The sequence below is a fragment of the Streptomyces sp. NPDC006393 genome, from assembly GCF_040628575.1.
Classification (GTDB): domain Bacteria; phylum Actinomycetota; class Actinomycetes; order Streptomycetales; family Streptomycetaceae; genus Streptomyces.
Genome location: NZ_JBEXZD010000036.1, coordinates 21,931 through 41,605 on the forward strand (window position 1 = coordinate 21,931; position 19,675 = coordinate 41,605).

General features: G+C 70.9%; 15 protein-coding genes. 9 read left to right on the plus strand and 6 right to left on the minus strand.

Annotated features, from left to right (window positions below):
• Positions 1–29 precede the first annotated feature (29 nt).
• From ABZ484_RS17330 to ABZ484_RS17355, 6 genes are read left to right on the plus strand one after another with little or no spacing between them, the layout of a single operon-like run.
• A complete protein-coding gene (locus ABZ484_RS17330; RefSeq protein WP_358866728.1) occupies positions 30–1,139 on the plus strand; it encodes an extracellular solute-binding protein in 1,110 nt (369 codons plus the stop codon).
• A gap of 6 nt (positions 1,140–1,145) precedes the next feature.
• Positions 1,146–2,951, plus strand: a complete 1,806-nt coding sequence (locus tag ABZ484_RS17335) for an iron ABC transporter permease (protein ID WP_358866729.1) — start codon at positions 1,146–1,148, stop codon at positions 2,949–2,951.
• A gap of 18 nt (positions 2,952–2,969) precedes the next feature.
• Entirely contained in the window at positions 2,970–4,106 is a 1,137-nt protein-coding gene (locus ABZ484_RS17340; RefSeq protein ID WP_358866730.1) for an ABC transporter ATP-binding protein, read from the plus strand.
• 3 nt (positions 4,107–4,109) lie between these two features.
• The gene (locus ABZ484_RS17345) at positions 4,110–5,339 is read left to right on the plus strand and encodes an MFS transporter (RefSeq protein WP_358866731.1); all 1,230 of its coding nucleotides are present in this window, start codon (positions 4,110–4,112) and stop codon (positions 5,337–5,339) included.
• 41 nt (positions 5,340–5,380) lie between these two features.
• Entirely contained in the window at positions 5,381–6,448 is a 1,068-nt protein-coding gene (locus tag ABZ484_RS17350) for a cupin domain-containing protein (RefSeq protein WP_358866732.1), read from the plus strand.
• Between the two features lie 18 nt (positions 6,449–6,466).
• On the plus strand, positions 6,467–7,357 hold the full coding sequence (locus ABZ484_RS17355; protein ID WP_358866733.1) for an AAA family ATPase: 891 nt from the start codon (positions 6,467–6,469) through the stop codon (positions 7,355–7,357).
• Positions 7,358–7,435: 78 nt separating this feature from the next.
• On the opposite strand, the gene ABZ484_RS17360 is transcribed toward ABZ484_RS17355, so the two are convergent.
• On the minus strand, positions 7,436–8,467 hold the full coding sequence (locus tag ABZ484_RS17360; protein ID WP_358866734.1) for a cupin domain-containing protein: 1,032 nt from the start codon (positions 8,465–8,467) through the stop codon (positions 7,436–7,438).
• Positions 8,468–8,583: 116 nt separating this feature from the next.
• Complete coding sequence (locus tag ABZ484_RS17365) at positions 8,584–9,372, minus strand: FCD domain-containing protein (RefSeq protein ID WP_358866735.1); 789 nt, start codon at positions 9,370–9,372, stop codon at positions 8,584–8,586.
• A 96-nt stretch (positions 9,373–9,468) separates the two neighbouring features.
• Here ABZ484_RS17365 and ABZ484_RS17370 point away from each other — a divergent pair, with 96 nt between their 5' ends.
• The gene (locus tag ABZ484_RS17370; RefSeq protein WP_358866736.1) at positions 9,469–10,221 is read left to right on the plus strand and encodes a class II aldolase/adducin family protein; all 753 of its coding nucleotides are present in this window, start codon (positions 9,469–9,471) and stop codon (positions 10,219–10,221) included.
• A gap of 49 nt (positions 10,222–10,270) precedes the next feature.
• The gene (locus ABZ484_RS17375) at positions 10,271–11,368 is read left to right on the plus strand and encodes a hypothetical protein (RefSeq protein WP_358866737.1); all 1,098 of its coding nucleotides are present in this window, start codon (positions 10,271–10,273) and stop codon (positions 11,366–11,368) included.
• Positions 11,369–11,436: 68 nt separating this feature from the next.
• Here the strand turns inward: ABZ484_RS17375 and ABZ484_RS17380 are convergent, their stop codons facing one another.
• The 4 genes from ABZ484_RS17380 to ABZ484_RS17395 form a co-directional block, all read right to left on the minus strand.
• Complete coding sequence (locus ABZ484_RS17380) at positions 11,437–12,642, minus strand: PP2C family protein-serine/threonine phosphatase (RefSeq protein ID WP_358866738.1); 1,206 nt, start codon at positions 12,640–12,642, stop codon at positions 11,437–11,439.
• Between the two features lie 85 nt (positions 12,643–12,727).
• The gene (locus tag ABZ484_RS17385) at positions 12,728–13,366 is read right to left on the minus strand and encodes an HD domain-containing protein (RefSeq protein ID WP_358866739.1); all 639 of its coding nucleotides are present in this window, start codon (positions 13,364–13,366) and stop codon (positions 12,728–12,730) included.
• Positions 13,367–13,475: 109 nt separating this feature from the next.
• Positions 13,476–14,489, minus strand: a complete 1,014-nt coding sequence (locus tag ABZ484_RS17390) for a GlxA family transcriptional regulator (RefSeq protein WP_358866740.1) — start codon at positions 14,487–14,489, stop codon at positions 13,476–13,478.
• Between the two features lie 147 nt (positions 14,490–14,636).
• On the minus strand, positions 14,637–16,829 hold the full coding sequence (locus ABZ484_RS17395) for an MMPL family transporter (RefSeq protein WP_358866741.1): 2,193 nt from the start codon (positions 16,827–16,829) through the stop codon (positions 14,637–14,639).
• A 609-nt stretch (positions 16,830–17,438) separates the two neighbouring features.
• Here ABZ484_RS17395 and ABZ484_RS17400 point away from each other — a divergent pair.
• Positions 17,439–19,643 carry a beta-L-arabinofuranosidase domain-containing protein gene (locus ABZ484_RS17400; protein WP_358866742.1) on the plus strand — a complete coding sequence of 735 codons (2,205 nt, stop codon included), beginning with the start codon at positions 17,439–17,441 and terminating at the stop codon, positions 19,641–19,643.
• Positions 19,644–19,675 lie beyond the last annotated feature (32 nt).

Below are 19,675 nucleotides of genomic sequence, written 5' to 3' on the forward strand. Positions count from 1 at the left end.
CCCTTCGCCCCTCCCCAGGAGAGCACCGCATGAGGACCCGTAACACCGCCCTAGCCGTGACCGGAGTGCTGTTCGCGGCCGTCACCACCGGGTGCGGCGGCGCCGTCACCACGGCCGCGCCCGCCAAGGCGGACGGCACCTACGCGCAGATCGCCGCGCTGCCCAAGGACCAGCAGGTCGCCAAGGCCCAGGAGCTGGCGGCCGAGGAGGGGAAGACACTCTCCCTGTACACCTCGATGACCGCGGACATCGCCACGCCCGTCGCGCAGGCCTTCGAGAAGAAGTACGGCATCCACGTCAGCGTCTTCCGAGGCAACTCCGAGACCGTCCTCCAGCGGGCCATGCAGGAGTCGCAGGCCGGCAAGGCGGGCGCCGACGCGGTGGAGACCAACTTCCTGGAGATGACCGCGCTGTCCGGCAACGGCCTGCTGGCGGACTTCAACGGCTCCGCGCTCGACAAGGTCGAGCCGGCCGGCAAGTTCGACCACTGGACGGCCAGCCGCCTCAACGTGTTCCAGCCCGCCTGGAACACCGACCTGATCAAGCCCGGCGACGAGCCGCAGAGCTGGGAGGACCTGGCCCAGCCCAAGTACAAGGGCAAGCTCACCCTCGAGGTCAGCGACAGCGACTGGTTCGAGAACGTCACCAAGTACTGGTTGGGCCACGGCAAGACACAGGCCCAGGTCGACGCCCTGTGGAAGGCCATCGCCGCCAACGCCAAGGTGGCCAAGGGCCACACCACGATGATGCAGTTCCTCTCCGCGGGCCAGTCGCCCATCGAGGCGATGAACTACACCTACATCACCGACCGGGCCGCCGAGAAGGGCGCTCCCGTGACCCACCTGCCCAAGAGCGGGGTGTCGAAGATCCCCGCCTTCGCCCGGCCCAACGGCGTCGGCATGCTCAAGAACGCCAAGCACCCCGCGACGGCCTGGCTGTTCTACCACTGGCTGCTGACCGACGGGCAGAAGGAGCTGGTCGAGCTCGGCCTCACCCCGTCGACGAAGGTCCCCGGCGACAAAAGCCTGCGCGGCCTGACGCTCGTCCCCTTCGACGTCAAGGGCCTCAGCAACGACGACGGCAGCTGGGACAAGAAGTACGACGCGCTGCTGCGCGGCGTCGCCGGCTCGGGGAAGTGACCCGCGATGACCCTCGCTCCCACCTCCACCACCGCGCAGGACAACGGGCCCGGCTCCGGTCCGGGCTCCGCACCCGGGCCCGCGGCGGACGGCCGGGCGGTCCGGCTCCTGCGGCTGCTGCGCCGCCCGCTGTCCCTCCAGGGCCTGCTCGTCGGCGGCGCCGTCCTCGTCGTCGGTTATCTGGCGATCGTGCCGCTCGGCTACCTCGTCCACGACACCTTCCTCAGCGCCGACGGCCGGGGCATCTCCTTCGGCGCCTTCTCCCGGGCCTACGGCGGCAACTCGCAGTCCGGCGAGATGATGCTCAACTCGCTGTGGTTCGCCCTCGGTTCGGCCGCGCTCGCGCTGGTCATCGGCACGGCCCTGGCGTATGTGCAGGTCCGCACCGACACCCCGTTCAAGGGCCTCTTCTTCGCCGCGTCACTGGTACCGCTGATCGTCCCCGGCATCCTCTACGCCACGTCCTGGATCTTCCTCGGGGACCCGCAGAGCGGGCTGATCAACTCCCTCGTCTTCAAACCGCTGTTCGGCGCGTCGCCGGTCAACATCTACAGCGTGTGGGGGATGATCTGGGTGCAGGGGCTGCACCTGGCCCCGGTCGCGTTCCTGCTCATGGTGGCCGCCTTCCGCGCCATGGACCCCTCCCTGGAGGAGTCCGCCGCCATGTCCGGGGCGAGCCGGCTCACCGTCCTGCGGCGCGTGACCATACCCCTGCTGCGGCCGGCCATGATCTCCGCGGCGCTGCTGATGTTCGTGCAGTCCCTGGAGAGCTTCGAGGTGCCGGGCCTGCTCGGCCTCCAGAACGGCATCTATGTCTTCACCAGCCGCATCTACTTCGTGCTGCGTGCCTATCCCGTCGACTACGGCGCGGCCGGCGCCTACGCGATCGGCCTGCTTCTCATCGCCGTCCTCGGCGTGCTGCTCTCCGGCTGGCTGCAACGCTCCTCCCGCAACTTCCAGACCGTGACCGGCAAGGCGTTCCGGCCCCGGCCGGTCGAACTCGGCCGCGCGCGCCCGTTCGTCGGCGCCGGGGTCATCCTCTACTTCCTGCTCACCGTGGTCCTGCCGGTCGCCGTGCTGGTTTACGCCTCCCTCCTCAAGTACTACGCGGCGCCGACCAGCAAGACCCTCAGCCAGATGACGCTGGACAACTACCGCGCCGTCCTCGACATGCCGCTGGCGTTCACCGCCCTGAAGAACTCCCTGATCGTCGGGGTGGGCGCGGCGACGGCGGTGATGATCCTCACCGCGGTCGTCGCCTGGGTCGTGCTGCGCACCAAGGCCCCCGGGCGACGGCTGCTCGACCTGCTCGCGTTCACCCCGATCGTCATCCCCGGACTGGTCCTGGGTCTGGCGCTGGCGTTCGTCTACCTGAGGATGTCGCTGCCCATCTACGGCACCCTGTTCATCCTGCTGATCTCGTACTGCACCCGCTACCTGCCGTACGGCATGCGCTACTCCTCCGCCGCGATGGCGCAGATGTCGCCGGAGCTGGAGGAGTCGGCGGCGGTCTCCGGCGCCTCGTGGTTCCAGACCTTCCGCCGGGTGCTGCTGCCGCTGATGAGCGGCGGCATCCTGGCCGGCTGGGTCTACATCCTCGTCGTGTCCTTCCGCGAGCTGTCCAGCACCATCCTGCTCTACAGCCCCGGCAAGGAGGTCCTGTCGGTGCTGATCTGGGAGCAGTTCGAGAACGGCCAGTTCACCACCCTCGCCGCGCTCGGCGTCTGCATGGTCGTCCTGCTCGTCGTCCTCGTCTCCATTGCCTACCGCCTGGGTGCCCGCTTCGGGCTGCAGAGCGACTCCGCGAACTGATCGAAGGGACCCTCAGCGATGTTGACGGTCGAATCCCTCAAGAAGAGCTACGACGACGCCTCCGCGCGCGCCTCGAAGCGCCGGTCCGGTCAGGGCGCGCGCGTGTACGCCGTGGGCGGGGTCGACTTCGAGGTGCACGACGGCGAACTGTTCACCCTGCTGGGCCCGTCCGGCTGCGGCAAGACCACCACGCTGCGCTCGGTGGCCGGTCTGGAGCGCCCCACCGAGGGCCGGGTCACGCTCGGCGGCCGGGTGCTGTTCGACGCGGCGCGGGGCATCAACATGCACGCCAACCAGCGCGGTCTCGGCATGGTCTTCCAGTCGTACGCCATCTGGCCGCACATGTCGGTGTTCAAGAACGTGTCGTTCCCGCTGGAGGTGATGCCCCGCGCCAAGCGGCCCGCCCGCAAGGAGATCGAGGACCTCGTCGGGCAGGCCCTGGAGGTCACCGAGCTGGCCGCCTACGCCGGCCGGCCCGCCACCAAGCTCTCCGGCGGCCAGCAGCAGCGCCTGGCCCTGGCCCGTGCCCTGGTGACCCGGCCCGAGCTGATGCTGCTCGACGAGCCGCTGTCCAACCTGGACGCCAAGCTGCGCGAGTCGATGCGGTTCGAGCTCAAGCGGCTCCAGCGGGAGCTGAACCTCACCGCGATCTACGTGACGCACGACCAGTCCGAGGCGCTGGTGATGTCCAACCGCATCGCGGTGATGAACCAGGGCCGCATCGAGCAGATCGGCAAGCCCCGCGAGATCTACACCAAGCCGGCCACCCGGTTCGTCGCCGAGTTCATCGGCACCTCCAACTTCATGGAGGGCAAGGTCGTCTCGGCATCGGCGGGAGAGGTGAGCGTGGACACCGCGCACGGCCGCATGGTCGCCCACGGGGTGGAGAAGACGCCGACGGTCGGGGACCCGGTACTGGTCTCGATCCGGCCCGAGTGCGTCGACCTGTCCCGCGAGCGGCGCGGCAACGTGCCCAACGAGTGGTCGGGCACGGTCCTCACCCGCGCGTTCATGGGCGACGTCGTCGACCACATCGTGGGCGTCGGGGAGCTGGAGATACGCAACCGCTCCAACCCCACCCTGTCCATACCGCCGGGCACGGAGGTGCACTTCTCGGTCGCCCCGGACAAGGTGACCCTCGTCCCGGTCGACTGACCCATGGCGATACCCGAGGTACTGCGCAACCGCGACTTCGACCTCTACTGGGGCGGCGTCGTCCTGTCCCAGATCGGGACCCGGGGCGCCGTCGCCGCCAACCTGTACCAGGTCTACCAGCTAACCGGTTCCACCGCGCAGGTGGGACTGGTGGGCCTGGCGCAGGCGGTGGCCCTGCTGGTGCTGTCCCCGGCCGGCGGCATCTACGCCGACCGGCTGGACCGCCGCCGGCTGCTCCAGGTCACGCAGGGGGTGGCGCTGCTGGTGTCGGCGGGGATCGCCGCGCTCACCCTGGCGGGCTCCGCCACGGTCTGGGCTGTCGTCGTCTCCTCGCTGCTGGCGACGGCGGCGGCGACCTTCGACCAGCCGGCCCGGCAGGCGCTCATCCCGGCCATGGTGCCGAAGGAGCGGCTCGTCGAAGCCTTCGCCCTGCTCAACCCCTCGCGCGAGCTCGCCGTCCTGGTGGGCCCGGCGCTGGCCGGCGGGCTGATCGCCGTCGGCGGGCCGGGGGCCGTCTACGTCTTCGACGCCGTCACCTACGCCGCCCTGGTCGCCGTGCTGGCCGTCCTGCGCGTGCCGTCCCTGCGCGTCGACGGAGCGCGCCCCTCGCTGTGGGACAGCCTCCGGGACGGCGTGCGGTACGTGGCCGAGCGGCCCGTGGTCTGGCAGCTCATGGGCCTGGACCTGACGGCCACGGTGTTCGGCGCGTACCGGGTGCTGCTGCCCGCCTTCGCCTCGGACGTCCTGCACGTGGGCGCCACCGGCTACGGCCTGCTGTCCGCCGCCCCCTCGGCCGGGGCGCTGATCGGATCGGTGTGGGTCTTCCGGCTGGTGCGCACCGCCCGCGCCGGACGCATCGTGCTGTGGGGAACGGCCGCGTACGGCCTGGCCGTCGTCGCCCTCGCCCAGTCCCGCACCTTCTGGATCGCCGGCGCCGCGGCCCTCGCCCTGGGCGCGGCGGACGCGGTCGCCACCACCGTGCGCCACGCCGCCGTCCAGGTGGAGACGCCGGACGAGCTGCGCGGCCGTGTCTCGGCCATCTACCAGATGTGTTCCCGAGGCGGCCCCGCCCTCGGTGACTCGCTGATGGGCGTCGCCGCCGGCGTGCTCGGTCCGGTCGCCGCGCTCACCTTCGGCGGGCTGGTGCCGGCCCTCGTCTCGGGCGCGAGCGCCACCCGCAGCCGCACGGTGCGCGAGTACCGCGTGGAGAGGGCCGCGGCCGGCGCCTCCTGATCCTTCGACTCCCCTTTCACCACCTCCTGTTGGGAGACACGTTGAGTACGCACACCACGACCGGAGTCACCCACTACCACGTCCAGAAACGACGACGAGCGGCCTTCATCGAGGAGTGGCGCAAGAACCAGCGGACCGTCGTCGCCCTCGAGGACGTCGCGATGCACCCGACCGAGCGGGGCAGCCGCGTGGGCGTCTACGTCGGCGCCGACGGCGACCGGCCCACCCGCACGATGGACGCGCTGGCGCACGAGCTGGATCCGGGCACGACGACCACGCTGCACCGGCACTCGTGGGACGCCATGGTCTTCGTCGTCGCCGGCTGGGGCTGGACCGAGATCGACGGCAAGCGGATCGACTGGGGCCCCGGCGACTCACTGCATCTGCCGGCCTGGTCCTGGCACCGCAGCGGCAACGACGGGGACATTGCCACGCGTTACCTCACCTTCTCCAGCGCGCCGCTGCTGGAGACCATGGGCATGGCCGTCCTGGAGGACGCGGGCCACACACCCGTCGCCGACCTGCCGCCGCGCCCGCCGTTCTCACCGGGCCGCGACGGCGCCGACCCGTACGCGACCCGGCTGCGCCGGCTGGCCCGCGACCAGGAGGCCCGCCGCTCGGGCCGGCTGCACACGAGCTGGGACGAGCTGGAGCTGCGCAACACCCCGCGCGGCACCCGCACCACCTTCCTGCTGGACCGCGCCATCGGCTACCAGGCCTCGGGCATCACCATGGCGATGTTCGAGATCGGCCCGGGCCGCGCCCAGTCGATGCACCGGCACCCGGGCGAGGCGTGGCTGTACGTCGTCGAGGGCAGCGGTGAGAGCTATCTGGGCACCGAGCCCGAGGGCGGCGAGCGTCATCCCTGGAAGAAGGGCGACATCATCGTCGTCGACCACTTCCTGTGGCACCAGCACATCAACACCGACCCGGAGCACACCGCGAAGGTGGTCCGCATCCACATGTTCGACAGCCTGCTGGAGACGATGCGGGCCCTGTGCGATCCGCTGGTGCTGTTCGAGGAGCCGCCGGACCACATCCGCGACGCGCAGGCCGGTGACCCGTCGACGATCCGGTGGCCCGCGCTGACCCGCCCCACCTGGCCCTGAGCGAAAGGACCTGTGACGGTGAGCACCGCAACTCCGCACGGTGTCGCGGGGATCCACGCCCTGCCCGCCGACCACCACGACGGGCCGTGGGACTCGGTCATCGTCGATCCACGGGTCAAGGAGCGGCTGCTCGCGACCGCCGTCCTCGTGCTCCGGCACGGGCGGCGGCTCGCGGGCTCGCCCGTCGCCCCGCACGGTCTGGTGGTGCTGGCCGGTCCGCCCGGCACCGGCAAGACCACCCTGGCCCAGGGCCTGGCCCAGGCCGCCGCGCGGACCCTGGCCCCGCACGGCGCGACGACACTGGTCGAGGTCGATCCGCACGCCTTTCCCAGCGAGATGCTGGGCGAGAGCCAGCGCGCGGTCTCCCGGCTGTTCCGCGAGACCCTGCCGGAGCTGGCCGCGCGCCGCCCTCACACGCTCGTCCTCGTCGACGAGGTCGAGGCGCTGGCGGTGCGCCGCCACGCGGCGTCCTTCGACACCAACCCGGTGGACGTGCACCGGGCGACGGACGCCGTGCTCAGCGGGCTCGACGCGCTGCGGGCCGAGCGTCCGGGCACCCTGCTCGTGGTCACGACGAACTTCGCCGAGGCCGTCGACGAGGCGTTCCTCTCCCGTGCGGACCTGGTGGTGCGCACGGAACTGCCCGACGAGTCGGTGGTGCCGCGGATCGTCGCCGACTCGCTGCGCTCGCTGGCGGCGCAGTGGCCCGAACTGTCGCACCTGGCGGAGGATGCCGCGGTGCACCAGCGGGTGGGCAAGCTGCTGACCGGGCTGGACGGGCGGCGGATCCGCAAGACCGTGCACGGGGCGCTCGCCCTGCGCCTGGACACGGCGCGGGAGCCGGCCCGGCTGACTCTCGACGACCTCCTGGCGGCGGCCGAGGAGGCCGCCGCCGCGGACCACATGTGACGCACGACGTGCTTCGGCCCCGCATCCGTCAGGACGGTGCGGGGCCGAAGCGTTCCGGTCGGGCGTGCGGTGCCTCGGTCAGGCGCCGGGCGCCGACGGGTACTCGGGGGCGTCCTCCATGAAGTGCACCGTGTCGTACCCGAGGTGCTTGAAGACGCGGTTCTGCGCGGACAGCAGCCGCAGGGGCGTGCCGTCGTAGGCGAAGAGCTGGCAGACGTGGTTCTGCGGCACGTACAGCGTGTCGCCCTTGGTGATCTCGTGCCGGGTCGGCTCCAGCGCGACGCGCGCGTAGTACTTCTCGGCGATCTCCGCCTCGACCTCCCACTGGAGGGCGTACCCGCCTCCGTCGAGGACGTAGAGCACCTCGTCGGCCATCTTCCAGTACTTGCCGGAGCGGCTGCCGGCGGGGATGTCGAGCTCGAAGGCGTCGACGGAGAAGATGCGGGCGTCGGTGCGCTCGGGCGAGGAGAGCACGCGGACCCGGCCGAGCGGAGTGTTCTCCCAGGTGGTGTCGGCCGGCTTGATGACCTTCTTGCGTTCGCCGACGCCCGGCGTCCAGATGCGTGACCAGTCCTCGCGGGGCCCGAACTCGTCCTCGCTCTCGACGGGGCCGCTGCGGCCCTGCTGCCACAGGCCCATGAACATCCAGGTGCTCTTGGCCTTCACCACCAGGGCGGTGGCGGTCTCGTCGTAGGGGTTGAAGTGGCGGTGCACGGAGTCGGTGTGGACGAAGACGAGGTCGTCCTTGGCCCAGTCGTAGCGCTGGTCGTCGTGGATCTCGTAGCCGCGGCCCTGAAGGATGTAGAAGGCGGCCTCGTTCTGGTGGCCGTGCCCGTGGTTGCTGGACTGTGGCGGCAGTTCGACGAAGTGGACCTGGATGGTCTGGGTGAGGAAGTCCTCGTCCCCCGGGCCCACCCGCCACCACGTCCGGGACTTCTCGCTGTCGCCGGAGTGGGCCACCTTGGCGTCGTCGACGACCACGGAGTCGTCACGCACCCGCTTGACGGCCAGCTGCCGTCGGCGGTACTCGCCCAGCCCGTAGGTCTCCGAGGTCAGGCCGCGGACGAAGACGCGCCCCTTCTTGCCCATGGTGCCTCCTGTGATGGCCATAGCCCTGTGATCGCCTGATGGTCTAACCATAATGCCTTAGCGGCGGACACAAAAGAGCCCCGGACCCGACCGGATCCGGGGCCTGCCCGCTTCGCCGCCAGGGGGCGGCTCGTCCCCTAGGAGCCGGAGCGTTCGCCCTTCACCCGGGACGCCGTCCGCTTCAGGTGCGTGCGCATGATCTCCGTCGCCGCCTCCGCGTCACGCGCCGCGAGCGCCTCGACGAACGCGCGGTGCTCCTTCGAGCCCTTCTGCCCCATCCGGGGCTCGATGCTCTGCGCCTCGCGCAGGCTCATGAGCATCGGGCCGTGGAAGGACTGGACGAGCATCTCGATCGCGGCGTTGTGCGTGCACGCCGCCACACGCGCGTGGAAGTCGGCGGACATCTCCATGTCGTACCGTCCCTGCTTGACCGCCTCCGCGTGCTCGTCGCACAGGGCACGCAGCGCGTCGAGATCCTCGTCGGTGGCGCGCTCGACGATCAGGGGCACGATGCCCAGCTCGAAGACGAGCCGCGCCTCGGTCACCTCGGCCGAGGTCACCGGTGACAGGGACAGCAGGTCGGCGAGACCCTCGCCCACCCGGCGCGACGACGGCGCCGTCACGAACGCACCACCCCGGGCACCGACACGGATCTCCACGAGCCCGCTGGCCTCCAGGCTGCGCAGCGCCTCCCGCACGGTCACCCGGCTGACGCCGAACTGCGTACACAGATCGCGCTCACTGGGCAGCCGGTCGCCGGGCTGAAGGTGCTCCTCCTTCAGCAGCGTTCGGATCTGGTCGACGATCAGCTGGGAGACGCGACTGGAGGACACCGCCTTGAACAGGCCCTCGGGCGCGGCGGTCCGCTTGGCCGGCGTCGCGGCTTCGTTCTCAGCGCGCCGGGCATGGCTGGGTCGGGAAGGCATGAGCGCATTGTCCCATGACCAGGTGGCTCGTTGACCAGCTCTTCGACAATGGCTTAAAGTCATACCAACAGACCAATAGAGAACGGGCGAATCCTGGTGGAGTCGTACGAAGCACTGCGTGAGCGCGTCGCCGTCGCCTGCCGCGTCCTCGCCGTCACCGGCCTGACGGAGCACATCCTCGGACACGTCAGCGCCCGCACCGGCGACCAGACCCTCCTGGTCCGCGGCCGCGGCCCCGAGGAGTGCGGCCTGGCCTTCACCACGGTCGACGACGTCCAGGAGGTCGACCTCGACGGCAAGGGCGAGACACCCCCGGGGTGGTCGGCGCCGAGCGAGCTGCCCATCCACGCCGAGGTGCTGCGCGCCCGGCCGGAGGTCACCGCCGTGGTGCACGCCCATCCGCCCGCCGTGGTCGCCGCCTCCGCCGCGGACCTGCCCTGGCTTCCGCTCGTCGGCTCCTACGACATCCCCGCGGCCCGGCTCGCGCACGACGGCATCCCCGTCTGGCCCCGCTCGGCCCTGATCCGCCGCCGGGACCTCGCCGAACAGATGGTCGCCTCGCTCCGGGACCGTCCCGTCGTCGTCCTGCGCGGCCACGGGCTCGTCTCCGTCGGCACCGGCGATCCCCGCCACGCCGTGGCGGAGGCCGTGACCCGGGCCCTCTCCGTGGACGCGCTGGCCCGCACCACCCTGGCCGTCGCCGCCAGCGGCGCACCCCTGCGCCCGATCCCGGACGAGGACATCGCCGAACTGCCGGACCTCGGGCCCGCCTTCAACGTCTCATCGATGTGGCGGCACCTCGCCGCGCGAGCGGAGCACGAGGGCCCCCGCACACCCGTGCGGCCCTGACCGCCGCCACCGGTACCCGAAGCCCCCGAGCAGCGCCGAAGGGAGGAGCATGCTCGTCCTCGGCAACGACGTCACGGCCGCCGTGCTCACCATGGACGATGTGGTGCACGCCCTCGAAGAGGCCTATCGCGACCTGGCCGCGGGCACGGGAGTGTGCCGCCCCCGGATCGATCTGGCCCTGCCCGTGGACGACGAGCGCGTCTACCGGTGGGGGACGATGGAGGGCGGCTCGGCCCGCACCGGCTACGTAGCCCTCCGGATGAAGTCCGACGTGCTCACCGAGACCGGTCCCCCGGGCCGCCGGACCCAGGAGAAGCACTGCGTGCGGCCGGGGCTGTTCTGCGGGCTGGTCCTCCTGCTCGACGCCCGCACCGGTGAACCCCTCGCGCTGCTCAACGACGGGCTGATGCAGCACCTGCGGGTGGGCGCCGACTCGGCCATCGGCGTACGCCACGGCGCCCGCGGTGACGCGCGTGTGCTGGGCCTGCTCGGTTCCGGCGGCATGGCACGCAGCCACGTCGAGGCGCTGCGCACCGTACGCCCGCTGGAACGCGTCCAGGTCTACAGCCCCACCCGGGCTCATCGCGACCGCTTCGCCGCCGAGATGCGCGAGCGGTACGGCCTGGACGCGGTGGCGGTCGACGAGCCGGAACGGGTCCATCAGGGCGCCGACATCGTCGCCGGCTGCACCGACGCCGTCGGCGACGTCGTCCTCGGACGGCATCTCCGGCCGGGCACCCACGTCACCTGCATCGGCGGCAGCCCGGACGCACGGGCGCGGCAACGCTTCGACGTGTGGCTGAGGCTCGGCAGCGCCAGCGTGCCCTCGTCCGCGCCCGGCTGGGAGACCGAGGACGAGTACGTCACCTACCGGGCCGACCCCGGGGCCGCCGTCTGGCGGCGCCACCGGCACGACAGGGGCGTCCGCCGCCCGCCGGCCGATGCCCGGGTCGTCCACCTCGACGCGGTACTCGCGGGCCGCGCCCGCGCCCGCGAGAGCGATGAGCAGGTGACGTTCTCCGAGCGCGGCAACATCCAGGGCGCCCAGTTCCACGCCGTCGCGGCGCTCGTCTACGAACGGGCTCGCGAGCGCGGTATGGGCCACGAGATCCCCCGCGAGTGGCTGTTGCAGGACATCCGCGACTGAGCCCGCCGAATGTGCACGACGCCGGCCGTGGGTGTCCGACCCGGGGCGGCCCGCCAGCGGTCGCCGCCTCAGCAGGCAGGGGCCCACTGGACGGCCACGAGCGCCACGTCGTCGTGCAGGCGCCCGTTCGTGTGGCGGAGCAGGTCGGCGTGGACCTGCTGGAGCAGGGCTTCCGGATCGGCCCCGGCCGTGCGCCAGGGAATGTCACGTTCGGTGACGGAGTAGAAGGCTCCGGAGGCGTCACGGGCCTCGGCGAGGCCGTCGGTGTAGAGCAGGAACGCGTCTCCGGGGGCGTACGCGAATTCCTCCTGCCGGTAGTTCTCGCGGTCGGCACCGGCCAGACCGAGGGGCGGCGAGGGGCTCCGGCTCGTCAGCGCGGTGACGCGGTTGCCGTGCACACGCAGCGGCAGAGGATGTCCGCAGCTGACGGACCTCATGACGCCGCCGTCGGCGGGGAACTCCAGGAGCAGTGCCGTGATGAAGCGCTCGGCCGCGTCCGGGTCGGTGTCCGCCGCCTCCGCCACATGACGGCGGAAGCTCCCTTCGAGGGCTGCCGCCAGATCCGGCAGGGTGGGGTGCTGGTACGCCGCCTCGCGGAACGCGCCCAGCACGGCCGCCGTGTCGTCCAGAGCCGCGAGACCCTTGCCCTTGACGTCCCCGATGAGGAACCGGGTGCCGTACGGGGTCTTCGCCGCCGCGTACAGGTCGCCTCCGACGTCGGCGAGAGTGTCGGCGGCACGGTAGAGGGCGGCGACCTTCAGGTCCGCGATCCGGCGCGGAAGCGGCCGCAGGACGACGTGCTGTGCCGCTTGGGAGATCGCTCGCAGCCGGCTCGCCTCCTGGTGACTGCGCTCCCGGCCCCGGCAGAAGGCGACGAGGAGCAGCGAGACCACCAGCAGCGTCGCCGCATGGACGACGAGGATGGGCGAGCCGAGCAGCCCGTCGCGGATGTCGCAGACCAACGCGGCCACCAGGGACAGGCCGGCCACGTTCCCGGTCGGCAGCGCCGTGGAGAAGGCCGCCATCAGGGGCGGCGCGGCGATGAACAGGGTCGCCAGATGGACGTCCTGGGGCACGACGAGACCGGCCGCCATCACACCGAGGACGACGGTGACGAGGGCGACGGGAACGGAGACGGCGGCAGACGCCCTCGCCCGCCAGGAGACGTCCGGGCGGCCGGGGCCGGCCACCCCCCTGGGGCGAACGGCGGCCCGCGGCGCACCTCCGGCCGGGGCGACGACGTCCGCCGTGCGCCGAGCGGGTGTGTTCACCATGCTCTGTCCTTCCTCCTCTCTCCTGGGTCGTGCCCGGAACTCTCCTGGGTCGTGCCGGGGACGCCGTCGGCCCTGCACATCGCGTCTACTCCGGCCAGGCGGAGTTCTGGATCACCTCGACGAAGTCGGTGCGCCGGAAGCCGGGGACGAAGTGCTCCAGCACGTCCGCGTTCACCGTGCCGAAGGTGGTGTCGGGGCGGTGCGCGAAGCCGTCCGTGAACGCCGCGAGGATCTGCCGCTTGAAATCCGGCCGGGGGTGGGCGGCGGTGACCTCGTCGATCTCGGCCTCGCTGATGTCGGCCAGGTGCAGACCGAGCACGTCGGCCTCGACGCCCGCCGTGGTGGCCGCGATCTCCGGGGCCATCTTGTACGGCACCTCGGGCGTGGTGTGCAGGGCGATGGCCGTCCACACCGTGTCGGCGTCGGCGTCGAGGACGCCATGGCTCAGCAGGAAGGCCCGCGCCTGGTCCGCGCCGTCCATCTCGAACCGCTGGTCGTCGCTGCGGTAGGGCGGCACCAGACCCGTGTCGTGGAAGAGCGCCGCCACGTAGAGGAGTTCGGGGTCGGGATGGACGCCCAGCGCCCGGGCCCGGAGGCTGCCGAAGAGGTAGACCCGCCGGGAGTGGTGGTAGATCAGCGGCGGAGTGGTGTCGCGGATCAGGTCGGTGGCGTCCTGGACGAGCTTGCTGTCGGGGATCTCGACGCCGGCGATCTTCTCTGCCATGGGGGCCTCCTCGGACGGTGGGTGTCGATGTGCTCCCACCTTCCGCCCCCTCCGGCCGTCGCGTCCGCTACCGGATGGCCGACAAGTCCTCGAAAACGGCCATGCGCTCTCACGGGTGTCCGGTGCCGCGGGTGTGTCCGGTGGGCGTCGCGGTGCCGGAACCGGGGCGCGTGGTGCTGAAGCGGTGCTGGTAGCGGGTCGGTGACACGCCCAGGTGGCGGGCGAAGGCGCGCCGCAGGCTCTCGTAGCTGGGGAAGCCGGACAGGGCGGCGGCCTCGGTGGCGCCGTGTCCGGCGTCCAGGAGGGCCTTGGCCCGGTCGAAGCGGATCAGTTCCACGTACTTCATCGGCGTGGTGTCCAGCTCGGCGCGGAACATGCGGGTCAGGTGGCGGGGGCTGACCCGGACCCGCTCGGCGAGCGACTCCAGGGTGTGGTCGGCGGCCGGATCGGCCTGCACGATGTCCTGGACCAGCCGCAGCACGGGGGTGCGGGGAGCCGGGCCCTGGAGCGAGGCGGAGAACTGCGACTGCCCGCCGGCCCGCTGCATGTACACCACCAGCGAGCGGGCGACCTTCCGGGTCAGGTCGGGGCCGTGGTCCTCCTCCAGCAGCGCCAGTGCGAGGTCGATGCCGGCGGTGACTCCCGCCGAGGTGTAGGTGGTGCCGTCCTTGACGTAGATGGCGTCGGGCGCCACGTGCAGCGACGGATAGCCGCGGGCCAGCGACGTCGTGTGCTCCCAGTGCGTCGTCGCCCGCCTGCCCTCCAGCAGGCCCGACGCCGCCAGGACGAACGCGCCCGTGCAGACCGACGCGACCCGTCCGGCCTTCTCCGCCAGGTTCTTCGCGACGGCGACGAGTTCCGGGTCGACGGGACGGCCCGGCAGCAGGTCACCACCCGGGATCAGCAGGGTGTCGAAGGCGGGGGCGGCGTCCGCGTCCATGTCCACCGGCACCTGGAGGCCGATCGAGGTGCGCACCGGTTTGCCGGTGACCGAGACGACGGTCAGCCGGTAGTCGGCTCCGTACCGGTTGGCTTCGCTGAAGACCTCCGCCGGGCCGGAGAGGTCCAGCATCTTCATGTCGTCGAAGACGAGAACGCCCACGCTGTGTGTCTTCGATGCCACTGGTCTCTCCCCTGTCCCGTCGGCCGATCCCGGGCGACCGGTCTCGAACCGGTTCCGCAGACCAGTGTGGAACATGGAACGGGCGAAGACGCTGCTGGACAGCGCCTTCGCCCGCCGCGGCCGTGCCGCCTCGATCCGGGACAGGCCCTACTCGCGGTGCCCCGACGTCTCGGACGCGACCGCGTCCCGGTCCTGGCCGGGGACCGCTTGGGAACCGGGGGTCGTGTCGCCCCCGCCGAGTGCCGGCTCGCGCGCCCGGTCCCCGTGCCCCGGCCACCACGCCGCGTGGCCGATGAGCGCGGTGAGGCTCGGGGTGAAGAACATCGCCATCACGAAGGCGGCGACCACGATGCCGAAGGACACCGCGAAGCCCATCTCCGTGAGCAGCGAGTTGCCCGCCAGCATCATCGTGGCGAACGTGGCCGCGAGGATGAAGCCGGCCGCTGCCACGGTCGGCCCGGCGTGCCGGAGGGCCAGGCCGGCCGCCTCACGCGGCTCGCGGCCCTCGCGGGCCTCCTCGCGGAGCCGGGCGATCATGAGGATGTTGTAGTCGGTGCCGATGGCGACCACGAACAGATACATGATCACCGGGAGCATGAACATCAGGCCCGAGTGTCCCTGTCCGTTCTGGAAGATCCACACGGTGGCGCCGAGCGTGGCACCGAAGCCCAGACCCACCGAGGCCATGAGGTACCAGGGGGCGACCACGCTGCGCAGCAACAGCCCGAGGATGATCATGATCAGGACGGCGGCGACCGGGAAGACCGTCCGGTAGTCGTGGTTGACCGCGGCGTTGATGTCCTTGTAGATCGACGACATGCCGCCCACCAGGGCCTCGGTGCCCTCGGGCGCGCTGGAGTGCGCGACGTCGCGCACCTCGCCCACGGCTTCGATCGCCTTGTCCGTCGACGCCTCGTACTTGAGGGTGACGGTGAAGTCCGCGGTGGTGCCGTCCTTGGCGACCTGGGTCATACGGGCGTCCGCGACCCCGTCCACGGCGGCGAGCTTCTTCTGGTACGCGTCGAAGGCGGCCTTGTCCAGCGGCTTGCCGTCGGTGCTGGACAGGTAGACGTCGGTGGGTGCGGCGGCGCCCGCCGAGTAGGCCTTCTGCATCTCGTCCTGGACGACCATGGACTCCTTGGTCTTCGGCATCGAGCCGGACGCCAGGTCGAACGTGGCCTTGTAACCGAGCATGCCGAGCGACAGCACGACCAGGACGAGGCCGGAGACCACGGCGGTCAGGGCGGGGCGGCGCCGCACGCCGCGCCCGAGGGCGGCGAAGCGGGCGTTGTCCGGCTCGCGCTGCCAGGACTTGGAGGGCCAGAAGACCTTCGGTCCGATGAGCGAGACGACGGCCGGGATCAGGGTCAGGCCCGCGATCAGTGTGGCGCCGACCGCGATGGCGAGCGCCGGGCCCATCTGCTTGAGGAAGCCGAGCGTGGACAGCACCAGCGCGAGGAAGGCGATGATGACCGCTCCGGCGGCGGAGGCGATGGCCTCGCCGACCCGGTCGACCGCGTTGATCATGGCCTGCTTCGGCTCGTCACCGGCCCGCAGCCGTTCGCGGTAACGGAACATCAGGAAGAGGAAGTAGTCCGTGCCCACGCCGAAGAGCACGACGATCAGGATCGACGAGATCGAGCTGTTGGCCTGTAGGTCGAACAGCTTGGTGGCGTAGGAGATCAGGCCGTTGGCGATGGCGGACACCAGGCCGATCAGGATCAGCGGCAGGACGGCCAGGATCGGCGCGCGGAAGATGATCAGCAGGGTCACCAGGATGATCGCGAAGGTGCCGATGCCGATCAGCGCCTGGCCGCGCTTGGACGAGTCCTGCTGGTCGAGGGCCTGCGCGGCAGAGCCGCCGAGCTTGACCTCGAGATGCGTGCCCTTGGCCAGTTGCTTGATGTCGTCGCGCAAGACCTTGGCGGCGTCGGCCTGTTTGGGCTGGCCGGCGTTCTTGCTGTCCATCTGCACCAGCGTCAGGCCGTACCTGCCGTCCTTGGACGGCGGGCCGGGGACGACCTTCTGCACCTGGTCGATGTGCTTCTTGCCCAGCTCTGTGGTGATCCGGGCGATGTCCTGCTTGTCCGCGGCGGTCATCCTGTTGCCGTCGGTGCGCTGGTACAGCGCGATCGCGGACGGCGTGAAGGCGCTGGGGAACGCCTTCTGCTGCAGGTCCGCGGCCTTGATGGACTCGTAACTCTTGGGCAGGAAACTGCTCTCGTCGCTGTTCGACGGCAGGCTCGGAGCGGTGGCGACGATCGCCACTGCCGCGATCAGCCATGCCACGATCGTCCAGACTGGATGTCGGACGACAGCGTTCCCAATACTTCGGAACATGCGGAAGGTCCTCCGGGGAAGGAAGATCACCGCAGCCCGGGGAGCGGACCCTGGCATCGGCGACCCCGACCGGCACTCACGGATCGGGCCGGCCGAACGGTTGTCTTGCGGTCCGATCGTAGTGTCCGGACGTGAAGATCATTTCACCAGGCTCGCATCGCCCCGAGAAACCGGTTTTCCCCTTCCGGACGGCGATCGCACCGCACCGGACGACCCCCCGGGCTCCGAGCTCCCACGACCCCTCCCACGACCGCATCTCACCAGCCCTCAGGGCCTCTTCACCATCCGTGCACACACCACGCGCCCGCTCCGGCGCGGGGCGAGCCGCACCCATTGACACCTGTGAAACGGCCCACATAACCTCAGTCAGCACTTCGAACGGAATTCGATATATCGAACAGCACAGGGAGCCGGCGCCGACGCGGGGCCCCGAACCGGCGCGCACGTGTGCGCCCTCGCGACTGCGCCGACTCCCGTTCCGCACCCGCACCGCACGTACTTGTCGGAACGTCATGCCCTGTCCCGGCCGGGCACCCGCGTGCCGCTCACGTCTGCCCGCTGTGTGCCTGCCGGACCGCCGTGGCTTCCGCTGCCCCGGAGGAGACCGCCATGTCCGAACTACCGCGCCGCGATCTGCTGCGGCTGACCGCTCTCGCCACCGCGATCCCGGCGTTCCAGGCCATGTTCCCGGCCGGCGCCCAAGCAGCGACGCGTGCGACATCCGCGGCGGCCGCGACGGCGGGCACCACCTCTGCCCCGGCCGCCGCGGGCGACGTCGTCCTGCCCACGCCCTCGTCCTGGGTCGTCAAGCCGTTCGACAACACCCGTGTGACGCTCGGACCGAGCCTGTTCACCGACAACCGTGACCGGGTGCTGAACTTCCTGCACGCCTACCCGGCCGACCGCATGCTGGCCGTCTTCCGCACCAACGCCGGGCTCGACACCCACGGAGCCCAGCCGCCCGGCGGCTGGGAGACCGCGGACGGCAACCTCCGGGGCCACTACGCGGGGCACTTCCTCAGCGCCCTGAGCCTGGCCTACGCCGGCACCGGCGAGATCGCCTACAAGGAGAAGGCCGACTACATGGTCACCGCGCTCGGCGAGTGCCAGGACGCCCTGGCCGCGCTGGTCGGCACGGACGACCCCGCCGCGCCGAGCCACGCCGGCTACCTGGCGGCGTATCCCGAGACGCAGTTCATCCTGCTGGAGCAGTACGCCACTTATCCCAGGATCTGGGCGCCCTGGTACACCTGCCACATGATCATGCGCGGGCTGCTCGACGCCTACCAGCACGCGGGCAACGAGCAGGCCCTGCGCATCGTGCTGGGCATGGGCGACTGGGCGTACAGCAGACTCGGCCATCTGCCGAGGACCCAGCTCGACCGGATGTGGAAGATCTACATCGCCGGTGAGTACAACGCGATGCCGGTGGTCATGGCGGACCTCCACGCCCTCACCGGCGACGAGAAGTACCTGACGACCGCCAAGTGCTTCGACAACACCTACCTGTTCGACGCCGCGGTGGCGAACGAGGACACCCTCGACGGGGAGCACGCCAACCAGCACATCCCGCAGTACCAGGGCTACCTGGAGATCTACGAACAGACCGGGGAGCAGGAGTACTTCACCGCGGCCAGGAACTTCTGGGACATGGTCGTACCGCATCGCACGTACGTCGACGGCGGCATGGCCGGCTCGGGCGAGATCTTCGGCGCTCGGGACGTCATCGCCAGGACCATCCAGAAGAGCAACGCCGAGACCTGCTGCGTCTACAACATGCTCAAGCTGAGCCGGAGCCTGTTCTTCCACACCGCGGACCCGAAGTACATGCAGTACTACGAGCGGGCCCTGTACGGCCAGATCCTCGCCTCGCGACGGAACACCTCGAGCGACACCGACCCTCTGCTGACCTACTTCGTTCCCGTCAATCCGGGCGCCCGGCGCTCGTACGGCAACCTCGGCACCTGCTGCGGCGGCACCGGGCTCGAAACCCACGCGAAGTTCCAGGACTCCGTCTACTTCAGCTCCGCGGACGGCTCCACCCTCTATGTGAACCTCTATCTCCCGTCCACTCTGGACTGGCGGGAGCGCGGACTGAGGATCGCCCAGTCCACCGGCTACCCGGCCGACCCCTCCGGCACCAGCACCCTGACCGTGACCGGTGACGGCCGCTTCGACCTCAGACTGCGGGTCCCGTACTGGGCCGAGCGCGGCTTCACCGTCCGGCTCAACGGCGTGCGGCAGCGGGTGCGGGCCACTCCCGGCACCTATGTCTCGCTGAGCCGGCACTGGCGGACCGGGGACCGGGTGGAGATCGCCGCGCCCTTCACCCTGCGGATCGAGCGCGCGCTGGACGACCCCGCCACGCAGGCCGTCGCCTACGGTCCCGTGCCCCTGGTGATCCGCAGTTCCGCCACGGAGTACCAGAACCTGACCCTGTACCGGGACTACCCGCTCAGCCGCGACCTGAGCCGGGTCATACGCCCCACCGGCGAGCCCATGACCTTCACCACCAACGGCCTGACCCTGGTGCCCTTCTACATCGACAACACCGACAGCTATCACATGTACTTCAAGCGCGCCGAACCCGAGATCGTGTTCGGGGACACGGCCACCGGCATCGAGAACCGCCCCGGCGCCGAGGGTCTGACGTTCCTCGACGAGGTCTGGGACCAGGGCCCGTTCCAGGACCGGGGCGGCCTGGTGCGGGCGGTCACCCAGGTCGCCGACGAGAGGACGGCGGCAGGCGAACTGACGGCACGTCAGCGGGCGACGCTGATCGAGGCGGCGGCCCGAGCGCATCTCCCCGTCTGATCCGGCGATCCGGCACGGGCCGGAGACAGGAC

Excerpts from the sequence above, each read along its gene's own strand:
- ABZ484_RS17345 (WP_358866731.1), top strand. The coding sequence starts at position 4,110 with ATGGCGATACCCGAGGTACTGCGCAACCGCGACTTCGACCTCTACTGG.
- ABZ484_RS17360 (WP_358866734.1), bottom strand. The coding sequence starts at position 8,467 with ATGGCCATCACAGGAGGCACCATGGGCAAGAAGGGGCGCGTCTTCGTC.
- ABZ484_RS17365 (WP_358866735.1), bottom strand. The coding sequence starts at position 9,372 with ATGCCTTCCCGACCCAGCCATGCCCGGCGCGCTGAGAACGAAGCCGCG.
- ABZ484_RS17375 (WP_358866737.1), top strand. The coding sequence starts at position 10,271 with ATGCTCGTCCTCGGCAACGACGTCACGGCCGCCGTGCTCACCATGGAC.
- ABZ484_RS17385 (WP_358866739.1), bottom strand. The coding sequence starts at position 13,366 with ATGGCAGAGAAGATCGCCGGCGTCGAGATCCCCGACAGCAAGCTCGTC.
- ABZ484_RS17380 (WP_358866738.1), bottom strand. The coding sequence starts at position 12,642 with ATGGTGAACACACCCGCTCGGCGCACGGCGGACGTCGTCGCCCCGGCC.
- ABZ484_RS17330 (WP_358866728.1), top strand. The coding sequence starts at position 30 with ATGAGGACCCGTAACACCGCCCTAGCCGTGACCGGAGTGCTGTTCGCG.
- ABZ484_RS17400 (WP_358866742.1), top strand. The coding sequence starts at position 17,439 with ATGTCCGAACTACCGCGCCGCGATCTGCTGCGGCTGACCGCTCTCGCC.
- ABZ484_RS17335 (WP_358866729.1), top strand. The coding sequence starts at position 1,146 with ATGACCCTCGCTCCCACCTCCACCACCGCGCAGGACAACGGGCCCGGC.
- ABZ484_RS17395 (WP_358866741.1), bottom strand. The coding sequence starts at position 16,829 with ATGTTCCGAAGTATTGGGAACGCTGTCGTCCGACATCCAGTCTGGACG.
- ABZ484_RS17340 (WP_358866730.1), top strand. The coding sequence starts at position 2,970 with ATGTTGACGGTCGAATCCCTCAAGAAGAGCTACGACGACGCCTCCGCG.